13 protein-coding genes are annotated in these 22169 nt (G+C 64.9%); 8 read left to right on the top strand and 5 right to left on the bottom strand.

Annotated elements, in window-relative coordinates:
* Window positions 1-281 precede the first annotated feature (281 nt).
* Window positions 282-3791: a methionine synthase gene (metH, locus tag B8446_RS11650; protein WP_241767759.1), complete on the bottom strand. Its 3510-nt coding sequence runs from the start codon at window positions 3789-3791 to the stop codon at window positions 282-284.
* 124 nt (window positions 3792-3915) lie between these two features.
* On the opposite strand from metH, the gene B8446_RS11645 reads away from it, so the two are divergent.
* The 7 genes from B8446_RS11645 (at window position 3916) to B8446_RS11615 (ending at window position 15729) form a co-directional block, all read left to right on the top strand.
* A complete protein-coding gene (locus tag B8446_RS11645) occupies window positions 3916-4311 on the top strand; it encodes a hypothetical protein (RefSeq protein ID WP_048849795.1) in 396 nt (131 codons plus the stop codon).
* A gap of 297 nt (window positions 4312-4608) precedes the next feature.
* Window positions 4609-6759 (top strand): peptidase domain-containing ABC transporter, encoded by a 2151-nt coding sequence (locus B8446_RS11640; RefSeq protein ID WP_048849811.1) that lies wholly within the window; start codon window positions 4609-4611, stop codon window positions 6757-6759.
* A 2-nt stretch (window positions 6760-6761) separates the two neighbouring features.
* Window positions 6762-8207 (top strand): HlyD family type I secretion periplasmic adaptor subunit, encoded by a 1446-nt coding sequence (locus B8446_RS11635; protein ID WP_048849793.1) that lies wholly within the window; start codon window positions 6762-6764, stop codon window positions 8205-8207.
* Between the two features lie 54 nt (window positions 8208-8261).
* Window positions 8262-10022, top strand: coding sequence for a tetratricopeptide repeat protein (locus B8446_RS11630; protein ID WP_048849791.1), 1761 nt, complete (start codon window positions 8262-8264; stop codon window positions 10020-10022).
* A gap of 73 nt (window positions 10023-10095) precedes the next feature.
* Complete coding sequence (locus B8446_RS11625; protein WP_053053845.1) at window positions 10096-12993, top strand: glycosyltransferase; 2898 nt, start codon at window positions 10096-10098, stop codon at window positions 12991-12993.
* A 165-nt stretch (window positions 12994-13158) separates the two neighbouring features.
* Complete coding sequence (locus tag B8446_RS11620; protein ID WP_048849789.1) at window positions 13159-14340, top strand: hypothetical protein; 1182 nt, start codon at window positions 13159-13161, stop codon at window positions 14338-14340.
* Between the two features lie 165 nt (window positions 14341-14505).
* Window positions 14506-15729: a glycosyltransferase gene (locus tag B8446_RS11615; RefSeq protein ID WP_048849787.1), complete on the top strand. Its 1224-nt coding sequence runs from the start codon at window positions 14506-14508 to the stop codon at window positions 15727-15729.
* On the opposite strand, the gene B8446_RS11610 is transcribed toward B8446_RS11615, so the two are convergent.
* From B8446_RS11610 to B8446_RS11595, 4 genes are read right to left on the bottom strand one after another with little or no spacing between them, the layout of a single operon-like run.
* Window positions 15726-16850, bottom strand: a complete 1125-nt coding sequence (locus tag B8446_RS11610; RefSeq protein ID WP_048849785.1) for an N-acetylglucosamine-6-phosphate deacetylase — start codon at window positions 16848-16850, stop codon at window positions 15726-15728. The two genes, B8446_RS11615 and B8446_RS11610, sit on opposite strands and share 4 nt — an antisense overlap.
* Entirely contained in the window at window positions 16850-17881 is a 1032-nt protein-coding gene (locus tag B8446_RS11605) for an aspartate-semialdehyde dehydrogenase (RefSeq protein ID WP_048849783.1), read from the bottom strand. The genes B8446_RS11610 and B8446_RS11605 overlap by 1 nt, the downstream gene beginning before the upstream one ends.
* Before the next feature lie 37 nt (window positions 17882-17918).
* Window positions 17919-18566, bottom strand: coding sequence for a 2OG-Fe(II) oxygenase family protein (locus B8446_RS11600; RefSeq protein ID WP_048849808.1), 648 nt, complete (start codon window positions 18564-18566; stop codon window positions 17919-17921).
* Window positions 18567-18612: 46 nt separating this feature from the next.
* The gene (locus B8446_RS11595) at window positions 18613-18888 is read right to left on the bottom strand and encodes a hypothetical protein (RefSeq protein WP_048849781.1); all 276 of its coding nucleotides are present in this window, start codon (window positions 18886-18888) and stop codon (window positions 18613-18615) included.
* A gap of 237 nt (window positions 18889-19125) precedes the next feature.
* On the opposite strand from B8446_RS11595, the gene B8446_RS11590 reads away from it, so the two are divergent.
* A complete protein-coding gene (locus tag B8446_RS11590; RefSeq protein WP_048849779.1) occupies window positions 19126-22020 on the top strand; it encodes a 2-oxoglutarate dehydrogenase E1 component in 2895 nt (964 codons plus the stop codon).
* Window positions 22021-22169: the final 149 nt, after the last annotated feature.

Below are 22169 nucleotides of genomic sequence, written 5' to 3'. Positions count from 1 at the left end.
AAGCAGCAGGATATGAACCGGATTAACGTGGAACGGCTCTAGTCGTCGGCAAGACCTTTGTCGACAGAGCGTCGGATGCTTGATGTCGGCTTTCGGGAAAGAGTTTCAATCGCCTATACGTCCGCAAAGAGGCGGAAGCAGACGTTCTTTTCAAACGTCGCTTACACAAGATAAGAAGCTTGTTCCGCTCGAAATCGACCAAGGCACGATCCGGCCGGTCGCTTCATAGACGAAAATCGACCGCCGCTTTCCCCGCGGCGGTCGTAAAGTCGCCTGTGGCCTCAAACCGTGAAGTATTTCGCCCGCGGGTTCAGCAATACCAGCGCCGACGTGCTCTGTTCCGGGTGCAGTTGATAGCCGTCCGACAGCGATACTCCGATCCGTTCCGCGTCGAGCAGTTTCAGGATCGGTTCCTGATCTTCAAGACGCGGACAGGCAGGATAGCCGAACGAATAACGTGAGCCGCGATAGCCCTGGCTCAGCATCTTCTCCATGTCGCGGTCATCTTCGCCGGCGAAGCCCAGTTCGGCGCGGATGCGCTTGTGGGTGTATTCCGCCATGGCCTCGGCCATCTCCACCGACAGTCCATGCAGGTAAAGATAATCCTGGTAGCGGTTGGCCTCGAACCATTCCCGCGCCAGATCGGAAGCCTTCTGACCCACGGTCACGATCTGCAGCCCCACGACATCGCGCACGTCATCGCCGATGTCCCGCACGAAATCGGCGATGCATTCGCCATCTTCGCGGGGCTGGCGGGGCAGGGTGAACCGCGCGGCCTCGGTTGTCCCGTCCTCTTCGAACAGGACGAGATCGTTGCCATCGCCCGCAGCCCGCCAATAGCCGTAGATCGCCTGCGGCCGCAGGATCTGCTGCTCGGCAGCAAGCCCCAGCATGCGCTTGAGGACGGGACGCAGCTCCTGCTTGGCGTAGGTCATGAAATCGTCAAGCGAGCGCCCCTGTTTCCGGAAGCCCCACTGGAACTGATAGAGCGAGCGTTCATTGAGGAAAGGCAGAACGGCACTCGGCGCTGCCTCGATCACCCGTGCGCCCCAGAACGGAGGCGTCGGCGGCGTCAGCGTGCCTGCGATGCGGCCCCGGCGCTCGCGGGCCGCGTCGCGATCGACCTCGGAGAAACCACGCGTCTCGGCAATCTCGGGCGCGCGCTCGGTGCGACGCTTCGCCTTGCCGGCACGCTTGGTCTGGATGGCCGCGAGATAATCGTCGAACCCGCCTTCGGCCACGCGGTCCATGAGCGACAGCCCGTCGAACGCATCACGGGCATAGGCGACCCGTCCGGGATTTCCGGCGCCATAGGCAGTCGCGCATTCTTCCTCGACGTAGTTGCGCGTCAGGGCGGCACCGCCGAGGATCACCGGAACGTCCACACCCTGGCGCGCCATTTCCTCGAGATTTTCGCGCATCACGACAGTCGATTTTACCAGCAGGCCGGACATGCCGATCACGTCGGCTCGGTTTTCGTTGGCTGCCACCAGCATGTCCGCGAGCGGCACCTTGATGCCCAGATTGATGACCCGGTAGCCGTTGTTCGTCAGGATGATGTCGACAAGGTTCTTGCCGATGTCATGCACGTCGCCCTTGACGGTCGCGAGCACGATCGTGCCCCGCGTCTGGCCTTCGACACGCTCCATGTGCGGCTCCAGCCAGGCGACGGCCGCCTTCATCGTCTCGGCGGACTGCAGCACGAACGGAAGCTGCATCTTGCCCGAGCCGAATAGTTCGCCCACCACCTTCATGCCGTCCAGCAGCACGGTATTGATGATGTCGATCGGCGGCATCTCGGCCATGGCCGCTTCGAGATCCTCCTCGATCCCCTTGCGGTCGCCATCGACGATGCGGTCCTTGAGCCGCCCGGCCGGGGTTTCGGCGCGCGTCTTCTTGACCGCATCCGCCGCCTTCCGGCCTGCGAACAGCTCGAGCAGGCGCTGCAGCGGATCGTAGCCTTCCGCGCGCCGGTCGAAGATCAGGTCCTCCGTGACGCGGACTTCCTCTTCGGCGATCAAGTGCAGCGGGCGGATTTTGCTGACATGCACGATCGCGCCCGTCATGCCCGCGCGCACGGCATGGTCGAGAAAGACGGAGTTCAGCACCGCGCGTGCCGCCGGATTGAGGCCGAACGAGATATTGGACAGGCCGAGGATGATCTGGATGTCGGGAAACTTCTCCCGGATCATCCGGATGCCTTCGAGCGTCCAGAGGCCGAGCTTGCGATCGTCCTCCACGCCGGTCGCGATCGTGAACGTCAGCGGATCGATCATCAGGTCCGATTGCGGCAGGCCGTAGCGATCGCAGGCGAATTCCACGAGGCGTGTCGCGATGCGGAGCTTGTCCTCCGGCGTCTTCGCCATGCCGACTTCATCGATCGTCAGCGCGATGACAGCGGCGCCGAACTTCTTGGCGAGCGTCATGCGCTCCTGCGCGTGGCCTTCTCCATCCTCGAAATTGATCGAGTTGATGATCGGCTTGCCGCCATGAAGCTTGAGGGCCGCTTCGATCACCGGCGTTTCGGTCGAGTCGATGACGAGCGGCGCATTCACGGATGACGTGAAACGCGTCATCACCTCGCTCATCTCGGCGATCTCGTCGCGTCCCACGAAGGCGGTGCAGACGTCGAGCGCGTTCGAGCCCTCGGCCGCCTGTTCGCGGCCGACGCCGACGCAGCCGTCCCAGTCATGCGCTTCCTGCAGTTCGCGCCATTTCTTCGATCCGTTGGCGTTGCAGCGCTCGCCGATCGAGAAATAGCTGTTCTCCTGCCGCAGCGGTACCTGAGTGTACAGTGATGCGATCGACGGCACCCAGACGGATGTACGCTTCACGGGGGCAGGGCGATGCCGCCCGGTTCCCTCTGCGCGGCGCCGCAGCATGGCGTCGAGGGCCGCGATATGCGGCGTGGAGGTGCCGCAGCAGCCGCCGATGAGATTGAGCCCGTCTTCCGTGATGAACCGCTCGACCCAGCTCGCCATCTCGTCCGGCCCGAGCGGGTAGTGCGTCTGGCCGTCGACCAGTTCGGGCAGGCCCGCGTTCGGCTGGACCGACAGCAGCCCCGGCCAGTTGGCGGACAACCAGCGGACATGCTCGGCCATTTCCTGCGGGCCGGTCGCGCAGTTCAGGCCGATCAACGGCACGTCGAGCGCATGCACGGCCGTCGCGGCGGAGGCGATATCGGGTCCGACCAGCAGGGTCCCTGTCGTCTCGACAGTGACCTGCACGAAGATCGGCGCGTCCGAATGCAGTTCCGCCCGGGCGATCTTGCAGGCGTTGACCGCAGCCTTGATCTGGAGCGTGTCCTGGCAGGTCTCGATCAGGAAAGCATCGACACCGCCGTCGATCAGGCCGCGCGCCTGTTCCGCAATCGAGGCCTCGAGCGCGTCATAGGTGATGTTGCCGAGCGTGGGCAGCTTGGTGCCCGGCCCGATCGAGCCCACGACGTAGCGGTGCCGCCCGTCGGCGAATGTCTCGGCCGCCTCGCGGGCGAGTGTTGCTGCTATCCGGTTGATCTCCCGGGCGCGATCCTGCAGTCCGAACTCGCCCAGCGTCGTGATCGATCCGCCGAAGCTGTTGGTCTCGACCATGTCGGCCCCGGCCTCGAAATAGCCGCGGTGGATTTCGCGGACCAGTTCGGGACGGGAGAGATTGAGGATCTCGGTACAGTTCTCCTGGCCCCAGTAATCCCGTTCGACTTCGAGATCGAGCATCTGGACACGCGATCCCATCCCGCCGTCACACAGCAGGACCTGATCGGCGAGAGCGTCGAGGAGGTGCGGCCGGCTCATGACCGGTGCCTTAAGCTTTGGTTCATGGAGGCAGCATATCATATGCACGCGTCACACCCGCAATCCCGCCCGGATCGGGAACCGGGCAAGCGGGCGGGCGCAATCGGAAGGCGATGGCACGGACATGAAGCCGGAGTTGCACATTGTTGAAGCCGGTGCGCTGGCGCAGTTCGTGCCGGACCGCACGGCTGTCCTGGCCGCGTCCTCCTGTGGCGTTGCGCTGGATGACAAAGGCTGGGCCGTCTGGCGCGGCTGGCTGGATTTGGGAATGCCTGTAAGGAGTGCCGCACATCTGCCCGGCTGTTCCTGCTGTGCGCCGAACCGGGCGCTGGAGGCCGCGCTGGGTGGCCTGTTCGCGGATCGCATCCAGGGACGATGCGCCGCGTTCAGCGTGGCTGTCGTTCTGGGGGCTGCGGGGTCCGTGGGTCGTCTTGCGGCGGCCTGCCGCGCCTCCGCGCTGGTCAGCGCCCGCTACGATTGCCGTTCTCTGCCCGCCGCCCTGTCGATGCGGGACGGATGATGTGCGCGCTATTTTTCGTGCTATTCATGCGTCCGAGCAAGATGGGGCAGCAGGCTGTGTCCCAAGGCAGGCTTTTTTCAAGCAACAGGATGCTACAGTCGCGTCTCCCTTCAAGTTACGCGGCCCAGTATCATTGCGATGTTTCTCCGTGGCGGATGTGCCACGGTTGGCGCGGACGTGAACTCGCTCTAGGATTTGAGTTCAGGGATCGATAGAGGACATTTCGTGGAGCACACCGAGCGCGCAACGGGCCCTGATGCCCGCATGACCCCTGCGATGATCCGCTTGCGCGCGGCCATGGCGGCGGCCCGCTTTCACGGGATCGACCTCGACATCCGGGATTTCGCCCCCGAGCCGGGCGAGCCATCGCCATCGCCTGCTTCCCTCGCGCGCTGGTTGAACGAGGCCGGGGCGGTCGCCAAGGGCATGCGTCTGAAATGGCGTTACCTGGTCCGTCTGGCCAACACCCCGCCCGTGGTCCTGATGTTCCGCGATGGATCGGCCGGGCTTCTCGTCCGGACGGATCCGAGCCGCGGTGTCGTATGGCTGCGGGATCCTCTGGGCGGCGAGGGGGATCCGCCGGTCGCAGTCGACGAGCTGCGCCTGAGCCAGGTCTGGACGGGCGACGTCCTGCTGGTGAAGCGCCGTCGGGACGAGTCCGAAGCCGACGCGCCTTTCGATCTCGCCTGGTTCTCCAAGATGGTCCTGCGCGAGCGCCGTCTCCTGCGCGACATCATGATCGCCTCGCTGACGCTGAGCGTGCTGACGATCTTCCCGGCCCTGATCGTGATGCAGGTCGTCAACCGCGTCATCGCCTATCATTCGATGGCGACGCTGGTGTCGATCACGGGCATCGTCGTGGTGCTGTCGTTCTATGAGATCCTGCTAACCTACGGCCGCCGGGAGCTGTCGCTCATCCTCTCGACGCGGCTGGACACACGTATCTCGCTCCATGCCTTCAACCGGCTGCTGTCGCTTCCGCTCGAATTCTTCGAGCGCGAGCAGGCGGGGCAGGTCCTCGCGCGGTTCCTGTCCATCTACAAGGTGCGTGACTTCCTGACCGGCACGCTGATGTCGACGTTCCTGGATCTGTTCACGCTGTTCGTGATCCTGCCGATCCTGTTCTACATGAGCCCGACGCTCGCCTGGATGACGATTGCGGCCGCCGGCCTGATCGGCCTGATCGTTGTGGTGTTCATGCGGCCGCTTGCGGTCATCTACGGCAAGATGGTCAAGGCCGAGATGCAGCGCAGCTCGACGCTATACGAGACGGTCGCGGGTATCCGCACCGTCAAGACGCTGGCGCTCGAGCCGACCCGGCGTCAGGAATGGGACGAGCGCACGGCCGAAGTCGTGAAATGGCGTCTGATCTCCCAGCGTTTCGCGGCATGGCCCGCGACGCTCGTGATGCCGCTCGACATGTTCATCAGCCGCGGCATCATCCTGATCGGCGCCTATCTCGCGGTCACGTCTCCCGACGGCATGGAGGCCGGCGGCCTCATGGCATTCATGATGCTGGGTGGCCGTGTGGCTCAGCCGCTGGTCGGACTGGCCAAGCTGATGGAAAGCATCAACGAGGTCACGACGTCCCTCGGCGAGGCAGGCGCCGTACTCAACCAGCCGACCGAAACCAAGGCGATGACCACCGGCATGCGGCCACGCATCCTGGGCGCCCTGACGTTCAATTCGGTGAATTTCAGCTATCCCGGTGCGACGACGCGCGCACTCGATAATGTCGATTTCGAAGTTCCGGCCGGCACGATGCTGGGACTCGTCGGGCGGTCGGGATCCGGCAAGTCCACCGTGACGCGTCTGCTTCAGGGTGTCAGCCGCAACTATACCGGCTACCTCCGTCTCGACGGCGTCGACCTGCGCGAGATCAACCTGACCCATCTGCGCCGTTCTCTGGGCGTCGTTCTGCAGGACAACTTCCTGTTCCGCGGCACGATCCGTGACAACATCACCGCCGGACGACCGGGGCTGACGATCGATGACGTGGTGCGCGCAGCACGGCTGGCGGGCGCCGAGGAGTTCATCGAGCGGATGCCGGCCGGCTACGATACGTGGATCGAGGAAGGCTCGACCAACATCTCCGGTGGCCAGCGGCAGCGACTGGCGATTGCCCGTGCGGTCATCTGCGATCCGAAGCTGATGATCCTTGACGAGGCGACGTCGGCGCTTGACCCCGAGAGCGAGGCATTGGTGAATGCCAATCTGCAGCGCATCGGCAAGGGGCGCACGATGGTGATCGTCTCGCACCGTCTTTCATCGTTGATCGACTGCGACCAGATCTGCGTGATGGAACGAGGGCGCGTCGCCGATATCGGGCCCCATGAGGTTCTTCTGGAGCGGTGCGACATCTATCGCACGCTCTGGCTCCAGCAGAACCGCCATGAAAGCCAGAACCGCAACGCCGGTCCGGCAGCGATGCTCGCTGAGGGAGAGTGACGATGAGCGGATCAGATGTCGTCCCGCACGACGATTCCAACCCCATCCTTCCCAACGACGATGCGCAGCAGCATGTGCCGCGCAAGGTCGGCGATCCGTTTTCGCCCGAAGGCATGCCCCTGGCACTCCTCGAGTTCCACTCGCCGAGTGCGGCCCTCGTCAACCTGCCCGCAACGCCGGCCGCCGAGCGCATGGTCTGGGTTGTCGCCGCGATGTTCCTGTTCTGCGTCGTCGCGATGGCGGTCTATCCGCTTGACGAGGTGATCAGCACGCCGGGCCGCATGATCTCGACCGAACCGACCATTCAGGTTCAGCCACTCGAGACGGCCATCATCCGGTCGATCGACGTGCATGTCGGCGATTTCGTCCACAAGGGGCAGGTGATCGCGCATCTCGATCCGACCATTTCCGAAGCCGACGTCACGAACATGCGCCAGCAGCGTGACGGATATCAGGCAGAGGTCGATCGCCTGACGGCCGAAGCGGAGGATCATCCCTACGTTCCCGACCCGCATAATCCGGCCTCCACCACGCAGGCGGCGGCCTTCGAGCGGCGGAGCGCCGAATACAAGGCGCATGTCAGCAACTACGATCAGCAGATCGCGGGCCTGCAGAGCGACCTTCAGGGATACGAGGCCAACGCCGCGATGTATGCCAGCCGCGCGAAACTCGCGCGTGACGTCTACAACATGCGTCTCAGTCTTCAGGACCAGAAGGTCGGCAGCCGCCTGTCAACGTTGCAGGCCCAAAGCGACCTCATGGAATCCGAGCGGTCGCAGATCGGCGCCCAGCAGAGCGCCCAGTCCACGCGGAGCAAGCTCCAGGCGACGCGCGACGAACGTGAGAGCTACATCCAGAACTGGAAGGCCCAGGTCTATTCGGATCTGAGCATCGGTCAGCACCGCCTGGACGAGGCGCGCAGCGACTACGACAAGGCGGCCCTGCGGCGCAGCCTGATCGTCCTGCATGCCAATGAGGACTCGGTCGTACTGACGATTGCAAAGGTGTCGGTGGGTTCGGTGCTGTCGGGTGGCGGCCAGCTCATGACGCTCGTGCCTGTCGGTTCGGGTCTCGAGATGGAAGCCATGATGCGCGGCCAGGATGCGGGCTTCGTCCATGTTGGCGACCATGCGGTGCTGAAATTCACGACGTTCCCCTACGATCAGTATGGTGGTGCGGATGCCACGGTCCGCGTCATCAGCGCTGATTCGTTCGCGCAGGGGCAGGACGGCGGAGAGCAGGAGGCTTCCGGCACGAGCGCCATGACAACGTATTACCGGGTGCGTCTGCGGATCGACCGTTATACTCTCCATGGCGTGCCCGAGTTCTTCCACCCGTCGCCGGGTATGCCGGTTACGGCAGACATCGACGTCGGCAAGAGAACACCGCTGCGTTACCTGCTGAACCGGATGGTGCCGGCGGCGACGAACGGCATGCGTGAGCCCTGAGCGTTCCCGCATGTCCGTCTTTCGGCTCCGTGATCTGAAAGGGGCGGCCGCGACATGTCATTGAAGCAGCGTCTGGCCGCCCGGTTCTCACGCAGCGCACGGCTCCAGTACGGCGTCTCGCTGATGGAGTCGGGCGACGCGAAACAGGGTTTCGCCCTGCTGAGCGACGTCGCTGCTGCAGGCGACCCCGAAGCACAGTACCGGGTCGGTCGGGCTTACCTCGATGGTACAGGCGTTCCCCCCTCGCTGGAGGAGGGCGCACGCTGGCTTCGCCTGGCAGCGGAAGCGGGGCGCGTCGATGCACGCTTTACGCTTGCCACGCTCTATACGATCGGCCTGCCGGAAGGGATGGAAGAAGGGGCCCTGTCCCTTTCCGCCAAGGATGCGCCCCCGAAGCGCGTCCCCGATTTCGACAAGGCGCTGCATTGGGCACGGCTCGCCGCCGACGCCGGATCGCCCGACGCCCAGGCCCTGCTGGGCTATATCCTGACGGTCGGCCCGGAGCATCTTCGTGACTCGACCCAGGCCCGTAGCTGGTATGAAAAATCGGCGGCGGCGGGCTGTTCCCAGGGCCATCTGGGCCTTGGCCTGACCTTTCTGAACGAGGCCCGCGACGATGCCGGCCTTCAGCGCGCGGCGGAGCAGCTCCGGTTTGCGACGCGCGGCAATCTGGGCACGGCCCTTTATCTTCTTGGCGTCCTGAACGAGCAGGGTCGCGGCATGCCGCGCGATCTGGCAGCCGCTGCGGATTATTATCGCCGCGGCGCCGAACGCGGCGTGCCCGCCGCACAGTCGCGATACGGCTACATGCTGCTCGAGGGCCGCGGCGTCGGCCGGGACATCAGCCGGGCGGAAACATGGCTCAGGCGCGCAGCCCTGTCGGGCGAAACGGAAGCGGCGGCCCTGCTGGGCGATGTCTATGCGCGGGGCGGCGATCTTCCCCCCAATTATCTCGAGGCATCGAACTGGTATCGCTTTGCGGCGGACCGGGGGCATGGACCAGCTGCCCGGGCTCTCGGGCTGCTTTATCTCACCGGTGCCGGCGTGCACCGTGATCCGGCCGAAGCCGCACGCTGGTTCCGGATCTCGACCGAAGCCGGCGATCAGGCCGGCATGGCCGATCTCGGGAATCTGGTGCTGACGGGCGTTGGCACGGACGAGGAACGCCGGACCCTGAGTGCCCGCTTCGAGCGGGCCGCCAATGATGGCGATCTGGTGGGTGCTTTCAATTTTGGCGTCTGTCTGGCCGAAGGCGTCGGCACGGTGCGCGACGAACGGCAGGCGGCGCAGTGGATGCATCGCGCCGCCGATGGCGTGGTCAACGCGCAATATTGGTACGGACGGATGCTGATCGAGGGGCGCGGTGTCGAGCCCAACGTGAAGGCCGGCTGCGAGTGGATGGAAAAGGCTGCCGAAGCCGGCATGACCGACGCGCAGGTCGTGCTCGCACAGCTCATGATAACCGGTGCGGCTGTCGGCGGCCGCGACCACGCGCGTGCGCTCGAACTTTATCTCGCGGCAGCCGAACGCGGACATGTCGGCGCGATGTTCTCTGCAGGCGCGATCTATGGCGGCGGCCACGACGTGCCGGAAGATCGCGTCAAGGCGCGCGCGTGGTTCAAGCGCGCGGCCGAACGCGGCAATGGGCTGGCGCAGCTCATGTATGGACGGTACCTCGTCCGTGGGCTGGGTGGCCCGGCCAACTCGGTCGAAGGACGTGAGTGGCTCGTCCGCGCGCAGGGCCAGGGCGTGAAGGATGCCGTGGCCGAGCTCCAGCGTCTGTCGGGCGAAGATCAGGTCATGCGTGCCAGCTGAACGGAAACCGCGTCCGGGCGGCCGTCAGGCGCGACGCGGACGTGCCATTTCAGCAGAACCAACTCCCGAAACCGTGGCCGTCGAAGACGTCGCATTCGTCGGCTATGGGCATGTTGTCACCGATGCACAACGCGCGGCATGGCAGGCCTGGGTCAATGGCCGCGCACAGGATGCCTATCATCGCGGGCAGGCCGCACGGACTGCGGGCCGTCTGGACGAGGCGGCTTTCTGGTTATCCCGCGCGGCGCGCATGGCCCGCGATAATCCCAATGTCGCATTTTCGCTGGCTTCCGTACGTCTGGCACAGGGAAACTGGGTCGCCTGCTTGGCCATGATGCAGCCGTTGTGGGAACGTTTCAGGCTTCGCGAAGCCGGTCTCGGGACCATCCTGTCATTGTATCGACTGGGCCGAGAGGAGGCTGCCCTCACAGTCGCAGCGGATGTGCTGCGGCGGTGCGCGCCGAACGCGGACATGGCTCCGATCGTGGACCCCGTGGCGCGGCGCGCGGGCCTGCCTGGCTGGTGTGCGGTCTCGGGCGACGGTCGATTGTCGGTTCATGCATCCGCGCCCGTTCGGGTGCGCATCGGAACGACGCGCGCATTCCGTTGCCCGCCGGGCGAAACTATCCTGCCTCCCGGATCGACCCCCGTGCATGTCACGGCTGCCGGCGTCGATCTTCTGGGAAGTCCGCTGGATCGGATGGCGATCCAGCGCACGGAAGGATTTGTACGCGCAACGCCGCGTGGGCTGGAAGGATGGGTCTGGCATCCCGCCGAGCCGGAACGCACGCCATTGCTGACAGTCGAGACAACGCAAGGCACGTTTCCCTACCGTGCGGACCGGTTTTCAGAGGCCGTCAGCAACGATATTCCGGTGGCCCGACCTCGGGAAATTTTCATTCCGCGACGCCTTCTGGCGCCCGGCATGATAACGTTGCGAGATGCGAACGGACGCGCCCTGACAGGCTGCCCGGTCGATCCTGAGGCAGGGATGCTGTTCAAGGCAGGCAGCTCGCTTCCGGCGCGTTTCGAACCGATACCGGTTGGCGCCCTGCCGTCACGCGGCAGACGCAGACAAGCGGGGCGGCACGGGGTGCTGATCGTCGTGCCGGTCTATAACGATTACGGCGCGACGCATGCCTGTCTGGAAACCCTGTGCGAGACCGTCCCGGACGACGTCGAAATTCTCGTCGTGGACGACGGCAGCGCGGACCCGGCCATAAAATCGTTGCTCGATGGCATGGCGGATCATCAGGACATCGCGCTCATCAGGAACGCGGAGAACCGCGGATTTCCAGCGGCGGTCAATCAGGGGCTTGCAAGATCGGCAGGCCGCGACGTCATTTTGCTGAACAGCGACACGGTCCTGCCGCCGGGTTGGCTGAACGTCTTGCACCATGCGGCGTACTCGCAACGCGATATCGGAACGGTCACGCCGCTGTCCAACAGGGCCAGTATCCTGTCCTACCCCGATCCGACGGCCGACAATCCGGCGCCCGACCGTGGCGGCATCATGCAAAGGGCGCGGGATGCGGCCGATGCGAATGGTGACGACATCGCCGAAATTCCGACGGCCAACGGCTTTTGCATGTACATCCGGGCCGACTGTCTCGCCGAAACCGGCCTGCTTCGAGAAGACGTTTTCGCACAAGGTTACGGTGAGGAAAACGATTTCTGCATGCGTGCCCGTGCACGCGGTTTCCGCCATGTCGCGGCGCTGGGGACGTTCGTCGGGCATGTCGGCGGCGCGTCGTTCGGCGCCACGCGCGGACCGCTGATGGAGCGCAATGCAGCGCTTCTGGAGGCCCTTCATCCCGGCTACGAAGCCCTGGTCGCAAACCATATCCGTCAGGATCCGCTGTTTCCGGCACGACGCCGAATGGACCTGATACGTCTGCAGCGCCTGCGTGCAGGGCGGCCCTCGATTCTTCTGGTCTTGCATGACGGGGGCGGCGGTGTCGCGCGTGTCGCGCGGGAACGGGCAGCCGCATTTGCCGCGAACGGCCATCTGCCGCTCGTGCTCAAGCCACATCCGTCAGGGTGTGTGCTGTCCGTTTCTGCGGCCGACAGGCAGGAGGCTTTTGCCAGTCTGCGGTTCGATCTGCCGAATGATCATGCCCTTTTGATTGACGTGTTGCGCGATCTCGGGATCGCATCAATCGAATGGCATCATCTCGTGGGTCATGCGCCCTGGATACGCAGCCTGCCTGACGATCTTGATGTTTCCTATGATGTCTTCATTCATGATTATGTCTGGTTCTGTCAGAGGATTTCCCTGATCGGACCGTCCGGCCGATATTGCGGGGAGCCGGACATACAGGGATGCGAGACCTGTGTCGCAACGCTCGGCAGCCATCTGGGCGAACGCATTTCGATGCCCGCACTTCTCGCACGGTCGGCTCTGGAGCTTGGCCGTGCACGACGCCTGATGACCCCGTCTCATGACGCGGCACGCCGCATCGGTCGACATTTCGCGGGTCTTTCCATCGATGTCTGTCCGCTGGAGGACGACGCAGCCTGGCCCGCGCCGAAACCCGTGCAGCCCGGTCCGGTCAGGCGCGTATGCATTCTCGGTGGAATCGGACGCGAGAAGGGCTTCGATATCGTACTCGCACTGGCTGAAGACGCCCGGGCACGGTCCCTGCCGATCGCGTTTCATCTCGTAGGCCATACACCTGATGACGATGCCCTGATGGCGACCGGAAAAGTCCTTGTCACTGGTGAGTTCAACGAATCCGAAGCCATGACGCTGATTGCGGAGCAGGGAGCGGATATCGGCTTTATTCCGTCGATCATGCCGGAAACATGGTGCTTCGCGCTGGGGCAGCTCTGGCGGGCAGGGCTTGGCGTCGTCGCATTCAATATCGGTGCGCAGGCAGAGCGCATTCAGGCACGCAAGGCAGGCTGGCTTGCACCGCTCGGCCTGCCGGCATCCGCGCTTAATGACCTGTTCATCAGGGTGAGGGCATAACGGAAGCGTTTGTGAAGACTGTGTTCTGCGGGTTTACCAGTGGCCGATAGTCGTTAAAATGCGTGACATCGGTTGGTGCCTGTCAAAGTCCGGGGGAACCCGATCTTTCACGGTCGATCAAACGGACAGATTGTTGCACTTTCATAATTTGGTGGAATATCCCTGATGTCGAAGCCCGGCGAGGCACCGAACAGTAACCGCGTGATCGAACTCAAGGCCGCGGCGCATCTGATGTCACTGGATGCGGGCGTGTTCTGCGTCTATCACGCTCCAAACCAGCCGCCAGCCGGCCCTGACGGTTTGCCGGGCGTGCGCATATCCGAAGCGCCGGGCGCGGCTGCGGGCAACGTCTCGATCAGGACGTTCGCCGATGACGGCTGGATCGGTGCCACCGGCGGTGCCGCGCTGATCCGCGTCATGCGCGGCCCCGCGCAGGTGCTCGTCACCACCTATCAGGCGTCTGCCTCGGTCTCCGAATCTCCGCGTCTGCAGGTGGTACAGCTCGCAGGCGCAGCTACCCCCGCGCCGGCAGTCGCCGCGGCGGCGTCACGCCCCGTTCAGGCGGCTGTGGCGCCACCCCCTGCACCCGCTCCCGCGCCGGTCGAGGCATCGGCGACGGCTGCCGGCCAGCCGGCCGCATTGCCCGGCAAGGCGGAAATCGCGGCGCACATCCAGCGGCGTGGTGACGTCCTGTCGCGCATCGGCGAGTGGATGGGGACGCCGGGAAGCCAGTTCTGGATCGAGGGTTTCGGCATTGCGCCGAACGGGGGCATCCCCGTCGAGGACATCGAATACCAGGCCGTCCTTGGGAAAGGATGGTTGTCGCCATGGGCCGAGGGCGGCCAGTATTGCGGCAGCCGCGGCATGGCTCTGCCGATCCTGGGCCTGCGCGTGCGCCTGAAGGGCGAGTCCGCCAAGACTCATGCCTGCCGCCTGACCGCCACGTTCACGGACGGAACGAAAGTCGGACCGATCGATGACAGCATGGCGGCGGAAGCCGAAAGTCTGGCACCGCTCGAGGCTTTCCTGATCGAGATCGTGCCTGCAGAGAGCGCGGTTGCACCGAAAACCGGTCGCGGCCGGAAGCCGGCGCTTGCGGCGCCCGTTGCAGCAGCGCCCGTCACAGCGCCATCCGCCGAAGCCGCACCGCGTCGTCGCGGCCGTCCGCCCAAAGCGGCTTCGGCAGCACCCGCTGCAAAAGCAGTTTCGGCAAAGGCGCCGTCGGCAAAAACCGCTTCCGCGAAGCCGGCACTGAAAGCAGCACCTGCGAGAACGCCGGTCGCAAAAGCCGCTTCCCGAAGCCCGGCCAAGGCAGCGCCGAAGCGTCGAGGTTCCGCAAAGCGCTGAAATCGACAGGGCAGGCGCCGGCCTGCCCTGTTTCCGGCGTCTTTGAAACGGAGCGGATCGACAGCCGTTTCACCCAAGAACGGTGCACGGGGGGCAGCCTCCGGTTTTGCGTTCCGGAAGCGGAGCGCGAAACCTCACCGACGTCACCATTCGTCAGGCGATCTCGTGCGATATCTGTTCGTTCACCAGAACTTCCCCGGCCAGTTCCTGCATATTCTTCGGCGACTGCATGAAGAAGGCGAACACGACATCGTCTTCATCTCGGAGGCGAACCAGGGTTCTCTCCCTGGCGTGCGACGCGTGCTCTACAAGCCGTCGAAGCGTTCAGGTGCCGACGCCTATCCGGCCGTGCGCGAAATCGAACTGGCAGCACTTCGCGCAGACGGCGTTGCGCAATCCGCGCGCACGCTCAAGCAACTCGGTTACGAGCCGGATATCATCATCGGGCACCATGGATGGGGCGAGTTGCTGAATCTGGGCGACGTTTTCCCGAAATCGCCTATCCTCGGCTATTACGAATTCTTCTATCACACCGACCGTAACGATGTCGGCTTCGACCCCGAATTTCCGTTGCGGCCCGAGGCGATGCCGCAGGTGCGGCTGAAGAACACCGTCAATTTCATGGCGTTGTCACAGCCCGGATTCGGCCAGACGCCGACGCTGTTTCAGCGCGACACTTATCCCGAATGGGCGCATGACCGCCTGACCCTGTTGCGCGAAGGGGTCAATCTCGACCTCTGTGCTCCCAAGCTCGAACTGGGACGTCGCTCACTGACCATCGGTGCCATGTCGATCGCACCGAAGCGCAAACTGGTCACGTACGTGTCGCGCGATCTCGAGCCCTATCGCGGATTTCATACGTTCATGCGGGCGCTGCCCCGTCTGCTGGAGGCGCGGCCGGATGTCGATGTGGCGCTCGTCGGTGGCGACGGCGTCAGTTACGGAGCGCGGGCGCCGGGCGGGGCGACATGGCGCGCGACCCTGATCGAGGAGCTGCGCGGCAGCCTCGATCTGTCCCGCGTTCATTTCCTGGGGCGCGTCACCTACGACGATTTTCGCGCACTCCTCCAGCGATCAGACGCGCATGTCTATCTGACGTATCCGTTCGTCGCGTCGTGGTCGCTGCGCGAAGCCATGGCGTGCGGATGCGCCATCGTCGGCAGCCGCACGGCGCCCGTCGAGGAATTTATCACCGACGGTGAGACAGGTCGCCTCGTTCCGTTCCTTGAGCCCGATGCAATCGCAGACGGGATTCTGGAATTGCTGGAAGACCGCACACTGGCCCGGCGACTGCGCCGCAATGCACGACGGTGGGCGGAAGCGGAGCTGTCGCTGGACGACTATCTCGACCGATACAAGGACCTGATCGCACGGATCACCGGCAGCTAACGCAGCCGGATGCCGCTCCGCCAGACTTCCTCTACCTGATGCCGGGCATCGACGACGACGGCATCGGCCCGCAGTCCTTCCCGGAACGCACCACGATCGGTCAGGCCGAGATACCGCGCGGGATGGCCGCTGAGCATGGCAGATGCGTCGATCAGCGGCACGCCATGATCCAGCGTATTGCGCAGCGCCTGATCAAGCGTGAGGATACTGCCCGCCAGCCCGCCTGAACCGTCTTCGCCCATACGGGCGATGCCGTCACGCACGAGCACCGGCAGTCCGCCAAGGCTGCTGAGGCCATCGCCACACCCCGCGGCCCGCATCGCATCCGAAATCAGAATGACCCGCCCCGGCGCCGCCTTGCGCATCAGCGCGAAAGCCGTCGGATGGACGTGATGCGTGTCGAAAATCAGTTCCACGAAGGCATGGTCGTCGGCCAGCAGGGCCGCGACCGGCCCGGGCGCGCGTCCGCGGATTTCCGGCATGGCATTGAACAGATGCGTGCCACCGACCGTCCCGTTGGCCGCCTGCACGATCTGGAACAGACGCGCGCAATCCTCTGCCGTCGCATCTGTATGCCCGATGCTGATCCGCACACCGGCTTTCGCCAGCGCCGTGATGGCCTCGGTGCTGCACCGCTCGGGCGCGAGCGTCGTCAGCCGGACAATATCGAGCGCCGTGATGGCCTCGATTTCCGCGGATGTCGGACTGACGGCATACGGAGGCTGCGCGCCCAGGCGGTTGGGGCTGATGAACGGCCCTTCGAGATGTGCACCCGGAATGTCCGGCCCGTCGGCAATGCCACGTCGGGCCACGTTGCGAATGGCGTGCAGCGCAGCCAGCACTTCGTTCCACGGACGTGTCATGGTCGTGGGCAGGATCGTGGTGACGCCGCACTGCAGATGGAAGCGTGCCATCCGCTCGACATCCGCTTCGCCATCCATGGCATCGGCGCCGTTGCCGCCATGCACGTGGATATCGATGAAGCCGGGCAGCACGAACCGGTCCGGCACGTCCGACCGGGGCTCGATTGCCGAGATCCGGCCGTCCGTCATGTGCAGCAGGCCGGGCAGGATCCGGTCCGGGAGAACCAGATGCCCCGAGAGCGTCTCCTGTTGCGGCATCAGAGGAAATGGCGCTTGGGCAGGAGATCGAGCGCGACCAAGGCTTCGGCGATCTGAACGGCGTTCAGCGCGGCACCCTTGCGCAAATTGTCCGAGACGCACCAGAACGCGAGGCCGTTCTCGACCGTCGGATCGATCCGCAGGCGCGACACGTAGGTCGCGTCCTCGCCCACGCACTCGATCGGGGTGACGTAGCCGCCATCCTCGCGCTCGTCGCGAAGGATCACGCCGTCCGCCTCGCGCAGGGCCGCGCGTGCCTGGGCCAGGTCAATCGGTTCCTCGCACTCGATGCTGATCGCTTCCGAATGGCCGATGAAGACCGGAACCCGCACGCAGGTCGCGAACACCTTGATGTCCGGATCGAGAATCTTGCGTGTCTCGACCGCCATCTTCCATTCCTCCTTCGTGGAACCGTCGTCCATGAAGCGATCGATATGAGGGATGACGTTGAAGGCGATCTGCTTGGTGAACTGCTCGATCGTCGGCGGATCGTTGACGAACGTGCCTTTCGACTGCGCGAACAGCTCGTCCATGCCCTCCTTGCCGGCGCCTGACACCGCCTGATAGGTCGACACGACGACGCGCTTGATCGTGAACAGATCATGCAGCGGCTTGAGCGCCACAACCATCTGCGCGGTCGAACAGTTCGGATTGGCGACGATGTTGCGACGCATCTTCTTCAGATCGTTCGCATTCACCTCGGGCACCACGAGCGGGATGCCGGGCTCCATCCGGAACTGCGACGTGTTGTCGATCACGATGCAGCCGGCGGCAGCCGCCCGCGGCGCGTGAACGGCCGACACGGACGCGCCTGGAGAAAACAGGGCGATATCGAAGCCCGCGAAATCGAACGTCTCGAGATTGCGCACTTTCAGCACGGTCTTGTCGCCGAACGAAATCTCCTGTCCGACGGAGCGCGCGGACGCCAGCGCCACCACCTCGTCGACCGGAAATTCCCGCTCCGCCAGCGTGCGGATGAGCTCACGCCCGACCGCACCTGTCGCGCCTACGACTGCAACCCGATACCCCATAGACTCCGTTATCCTCCTGTAATCCGAAAAATGCGCCTCAGCCCGCCAGCGGCAGCCGCTTGACCAGCGAGGACAGACGATGGCGCCGCAATTCGCGCTGTGCGGCAGCACCCGCTTCCATATAGTTCAGCTGGATCGCGTAGCGCTGTCCGATATATTGCCGATGACCATGCCATGTCGTCGGCCCGTTGGGGAACACGACCAGCGTTCCGCGCGCCGGCCTGATCTCGGCGGCAAAATCCTCGATATCATGCGGGCCGCGCAGCAGACGCAGGCAGCCGTCCTGCGCGTCCCAGGCATCCGTCTCGGGATTGAGATAGAGCAGGGCAGTGACCCGCTTGGCCTTCGAATCGCAATGGATCCGGCCATCCTTGGCCCGGGTGCGCCCGCGCACGGTCAGCATCGTCGGCGCCTCGTGCAGGTCGAGCGAGAACTTGCGCGCGATCGCATCGCGCAATGTCGGCCCCTGCAGCGCCATGACCAGACTGTCAAGCGCAGGAGACAGATCCAGAGCTTCGGGTGGATAGGAACCGCCCGAGCGCATCTTCGGCATCGTGGCCATCAGGCGATGAAGATCGGCCTCGGGCACGAAATGCGGCACCACGATATGATCGAAAGGATCATGCACGACAGGTGCGCGCTCAAGCGCGTCGTAGTCGGGCAGAACGGGCAGATCGGCAGTCATGGCGCGGACGCTACTGCCGCACGCGGGCGGCGGCAAGCGCAGGGTCTCAGGCGCGCAGGCGGGTATGCGGATGGCGCAGCGCGCTGGTCGACAACAGGCGCGTGTATCCGGCGCCGATCCGCGACGCGCCGCTGGCGCAGCCCTGCGGCGGGGCCGACGGCCGATAGGCAGTGTGGATCAGCATATGTTGGAACAGGCAGGCATGCGATCCATGCATGGCGGGATTGGTCGGCGCAGTGCGAGCCGCATCATCCGCCAGGGCCGGGTGCGCCGTGGCGACGATCAGGCAGAGCAGGGTGATCACGGACGACAGCGCGCGCATGACACGTTGGCCTTTCCATCTCTCCAGTCGGCGGGAAACTGCGCTCATCCGCCCGGTTCAGAGTTTCTTGACGAAATTAAGGCACGAGAGTTGCCTGCCCGGGTCGCTTTTCTGCAGTCACGCGGCTTCAGGCATGCAACGCAGTTGTCGAGCGCGGTTTCATGTTAAGGACGGATGTTTGATTGCCTGCCTTGGAGCAGGCCGGATTGGCCGGGACAGGACCGGAGACAGGAGACCATGTCAGCCACCAAGCGCGAACGCACCCCTGCTTCCGCCTTCACGGGGGCCAACGCGCTCTACGTCGCGGGCCTGCACGCGGCCTGGGCACGGGATCCCGACAGCGTCGACCCGTCCTTCGCCGAGCTGTTCGCCCTCATGGACGAGGAGCGACAATCCGTCCTGTCGGGAGCGGATTCCGCCCCATGGGGACGTCTGGCCGAAGACGAGCCGGACGATCGTCCGCCACCGACCCGGCCGGCGGAGAGCGACGCCGAGCCGGATGTCGCAGCCCTGGGCTGGGCCCGGGACAGCGTGCAGGCGATCCAGATGATCCGCGCCTATCGCGTGCGGGGGCATCTGGAATCGCGTCTCGACCCCCTGGGCCTGCGTGCGCCGCCGCGCCATGCCGATCTGGATCCCGCAAGCTACGGGTTCAACGGCGACAGCGGCACCCGACCGATCTATCTGGGCGATATCGCAACCGCCCTGCTCCCGGGACAGGACACGGCAACGCTGGACGAGCTGCTGGATCGCCTGCGCGCGGTCTATTGCGGCCCGATCGGCGCCGAATACATGCACATCCAGGATCCGACGCGCCGCCACTGGCTGCAGCGGCGCCTCGAGGGTGATGGATGGCGGCATACGTTCTCACCCGACCAGAAGCGCAAGCTCCTGCATCACCTTACGGAGGCCGAAGGGTTCGAGGCGTTCTGTCACAAGCGCTTCGTCGGCACCAAGCGGTTCGGCCTCGAGGGCGGCGAAGTCACGATCTGCGCGCTGCATGCGATCATCGACCAGGCGGCGGAACACGACGTGCGCTCGGTCTCGCTCGGCATGCCGCATCGCGGACGCCTGAACACCATGGCGAACGTCGTGCGCAAGCCGTTCGCCGCGATCTTCGCCGAGTTCGCCGGCGCCTCGTTCAAGCCGGACGACGTGCAGGGCTCGGGCGACGTGAAATACCATCTCGGCACCAGCGCGGTCCTGGACATCGCTGGCCGCCCGGTCGAGGTGACGCTGCTGCCCAATCCGTCCCATCTCGAGGCGGTCGATCCGGTCGTGGTAGGGCGCGTGCGGGCGATCCAGGACCGTGACGGCTGCACGCGGCCGGAAGGACGCACGCAGCATCTCGCCCTTCTGGTGCACGGCGACGCAGCCTTCGCGGGACAGGGCATCGTCTACGAGACGATGGCGATGTCCCAGCTCATCGGCTACCGCACCGGCGGCACCGTCCACGTCGTCATCAACAACCAGATCGGTTTCACGACCGTCTCGGCGCACGGATATTCCGGGCTGTATTGCACGGACACCGCCAAGGCCGTGCAGGCGCCGATCCTGCATGTGAACGGGGACGAGCCCGAAGCCGTCGCCTACTGCGCGCGGCTGGCTACCGACTACCGACAGGCATTCGGCGCGGACATCGTGCTCGATATCGTCTGCTATCGCAGGCACGGGCATAACGAGGCGGACGAGCCGAGCTTCACCCAGCCGTCCATGTACAAGGCGATCGCGGCGCGCCCCACTGTCCGCCATCTCTATCTGACACGCCTCATCCGCGAAGGCGTGCTGACTGAAACCGACGCCCGCACGGACTGGGACGCCTTCGCGCGTCATCTGGGCGACGAGTTCGAGGCAGCCCAGAGCTACAGGCCCGACCGGCGGGACTGGCAGGATCACCCCCAGGATCCCACGCGTCTGATCGAGGACACGTCGCGCGGCGAACCGGCAACAGGCCTGCCGCTGGGAACCCTGCGGCGGATCGGCACTGCCATGACCGCCACGCCGCCGGACGTACATCTGCACGCGAAGATCCTGCGGCAGCTCGCGGCCAAGGCCCGGATGTTCGCCGAAGGGGAAGACGCACCCGGCCTCGACTGGGCGACTGCCGAGGCGCTGGCATTCGGCGGCCTCGTGCTGGAAGGGCATCGGGTCCGCCTGTCGGGCGAGGACTGCCAGCGCGGCACGTTCAGCCAGCGGCATGCCGTGCTGATCGATCAGGTCAGCCAGGACGAGTATGTGCCGATCAACACGCTCGTCTCCGATGATCCGGCCACGCCGAAGCTCGAGATCTACAACTCGCTGCTGTCCGAGTTCGGCGTGCTGGGCTTCGAATACGGCTACTCGCTGGGCGATCCCGACGCCCTCGTGCTGTGGGAAGCCCAGTTCGGCGATTTCGCGAACGGCGCCCAGGTCATCATCGATCAGTTCGTGGCCAGCGGCGAGACGAAGTGGCTTCGGATGTCGGGGCTCGTGATGCTCCTGCCGCACGGATACGAAGGGCAGGGGCCCGAACATTCCTCAGCCCGGCTGGAACGCTATCTCCAGCTCTGCGCCGAAAACAACCTGCGCGTCTGCTATCCGACCACGCCTGCGAACTACTTCCATGTCCTTCGCCGTCAGATGGCCCGCGACTGCCGCAAGCCGCTGATTCTGATGACGCCGAAATCGCTGCTGCGGCACAAGCTGTGCGTGTCACCGCTGGCCGATTGCGCGGAAGACACCACCTTCCGTCCCGTCATCACGGACGACCGGGTCACGCAGGGCGCGCGGCGCGTCGTGCTCTGTTCGGGCAAGGTCTATTACGACCTGCTGGCCGAGCGGGACGCCCGGGAGATCACGGATGTCGCCCTCGTGCGTGTCGAGCAGCTTTACCCCTTCCCGGGTCATGCGCTGGCGCCGATCTTCTCGAGCCATCCCGATGCCGACATCATCTGGTGTCAGGAAGAGCCCGAGAACATGGGCGCCTGGAGCTTCGTTGATCGCCGGATCGAGCGGGCCCTGGCCGAGGTCGGGCACGCCTGCGCGCGCCCACGCTACGCTGGGCGCGCGCCTGCGGCATCTCCGGCGACGGGACTTGCGACGATCCATGCAGAACAACAGGCGGCGCTGGTGGATGAAGCGCTGACGGGCTGACCGGAGGGCAAGTCGAATCGAAGATCATCGTGGCGCCATCGCACCGGTTTCTTGCGCAGGCGCTACGGATCGGACGATGCTGGGATATCATAAGAGGCGCGATACCTTCGGGCGCTGCCTGGTTTAAGAATGTGTATCGGGAAGAACCT

The organism is Tanticharoenia sakaeratensis NBRC 103193, from assembly GCF_000963885.1.
GTDB lineage: Bacteria > Pseudomonadota > Alphaproteobacteria > Acetobacterales > Acetobacteraceae > Tanticharoenia > Tanticharoenia sakaeratensis.
The sequence above is the reverse complement of the archived record's forward strand: the minus strand, read 5'-3'. Positions and strand labels throughout refer to the sequence as shown.

Bases quoted from the DNA above. Each gene is read 5' to 3' on its own strand.
- B8446_RS11635 (WP_048849793.1), top strand. From the start codon at position 6,762: ATGAGCGGATCAGATGTCGTCCCGCACGACGATTCCAACCCCATCCTT.
- B8446_RS11645 (WP_048849795.1), top strand. From the start codon at position 3,916: ATGAAGCCGGAGTTGCACATTGTTGAAGCCGGTGCGCTGGCGCAGTTC.
- B8446_RS11590 (WP_048849779.1), top strand. From the start codon at position 19,126: ATGTCAGCCACCAAGCGCGAACGCACCCCTGCTTCCGCCTTCACGGGG.
- B8446_RS11620 (WP_048849789.1), top strand. From the start codon at position 13,159: ATGTCGAAGCCCGGCGAGGCACCGAACAGTAACCGCGTGATCGAACTC.
- B8446_RS11600 (WP_048849808.1), bottom strand. From the start codon at position 18,566: ATGACTGCCGATCTGCCCGTTCTGCCCGACTACGACGCGCTTGAGCGC.
- B8446_RS11605 (WP_048849783.1), bottom strand. From the start codon at position 17,881: ATGGGGTATCGGGTTGCAGTCGTAGGCGCGACAGGTGCGGTCGGGCGT.
- B8446_RS11595 (WP_048849781.1), bottom strand. From the start codon at position 18,888: ATGCGCGCGCTGTCGTCCGTGATCACCCTGCTCTGCCTGATCGTCGCC.
- B8446_RS11640 (WP_048849811.1), top strand. From the start codon at position 4,609: ATGGCGGCGGCCCGCTTTCACGGGATCGACCTCGACATCCGGGATTTC.
- B8446_RS11630 (WP_048849791.1), top strand. From the start codon at position 8,262: ATGTCATTGAAGCAGCGTCTGGCCGCCCGGTTCTCACGCAGCGCACGG.
- B8446_RS11610 (WP_048849785.1), bottom strand. From the start codon at position 16,850: ATGCCGCAACAGGAGACGCTCTCGGGGCATCTGGTTCTCCCGGACCGG.
- metH (WP_241767759.1), bottom strand. From the start codon at position 3,791: ATGAGCCGGCCGCACCTCCTCGACGCTCTCGCCGATCAGGTCCTGCTG.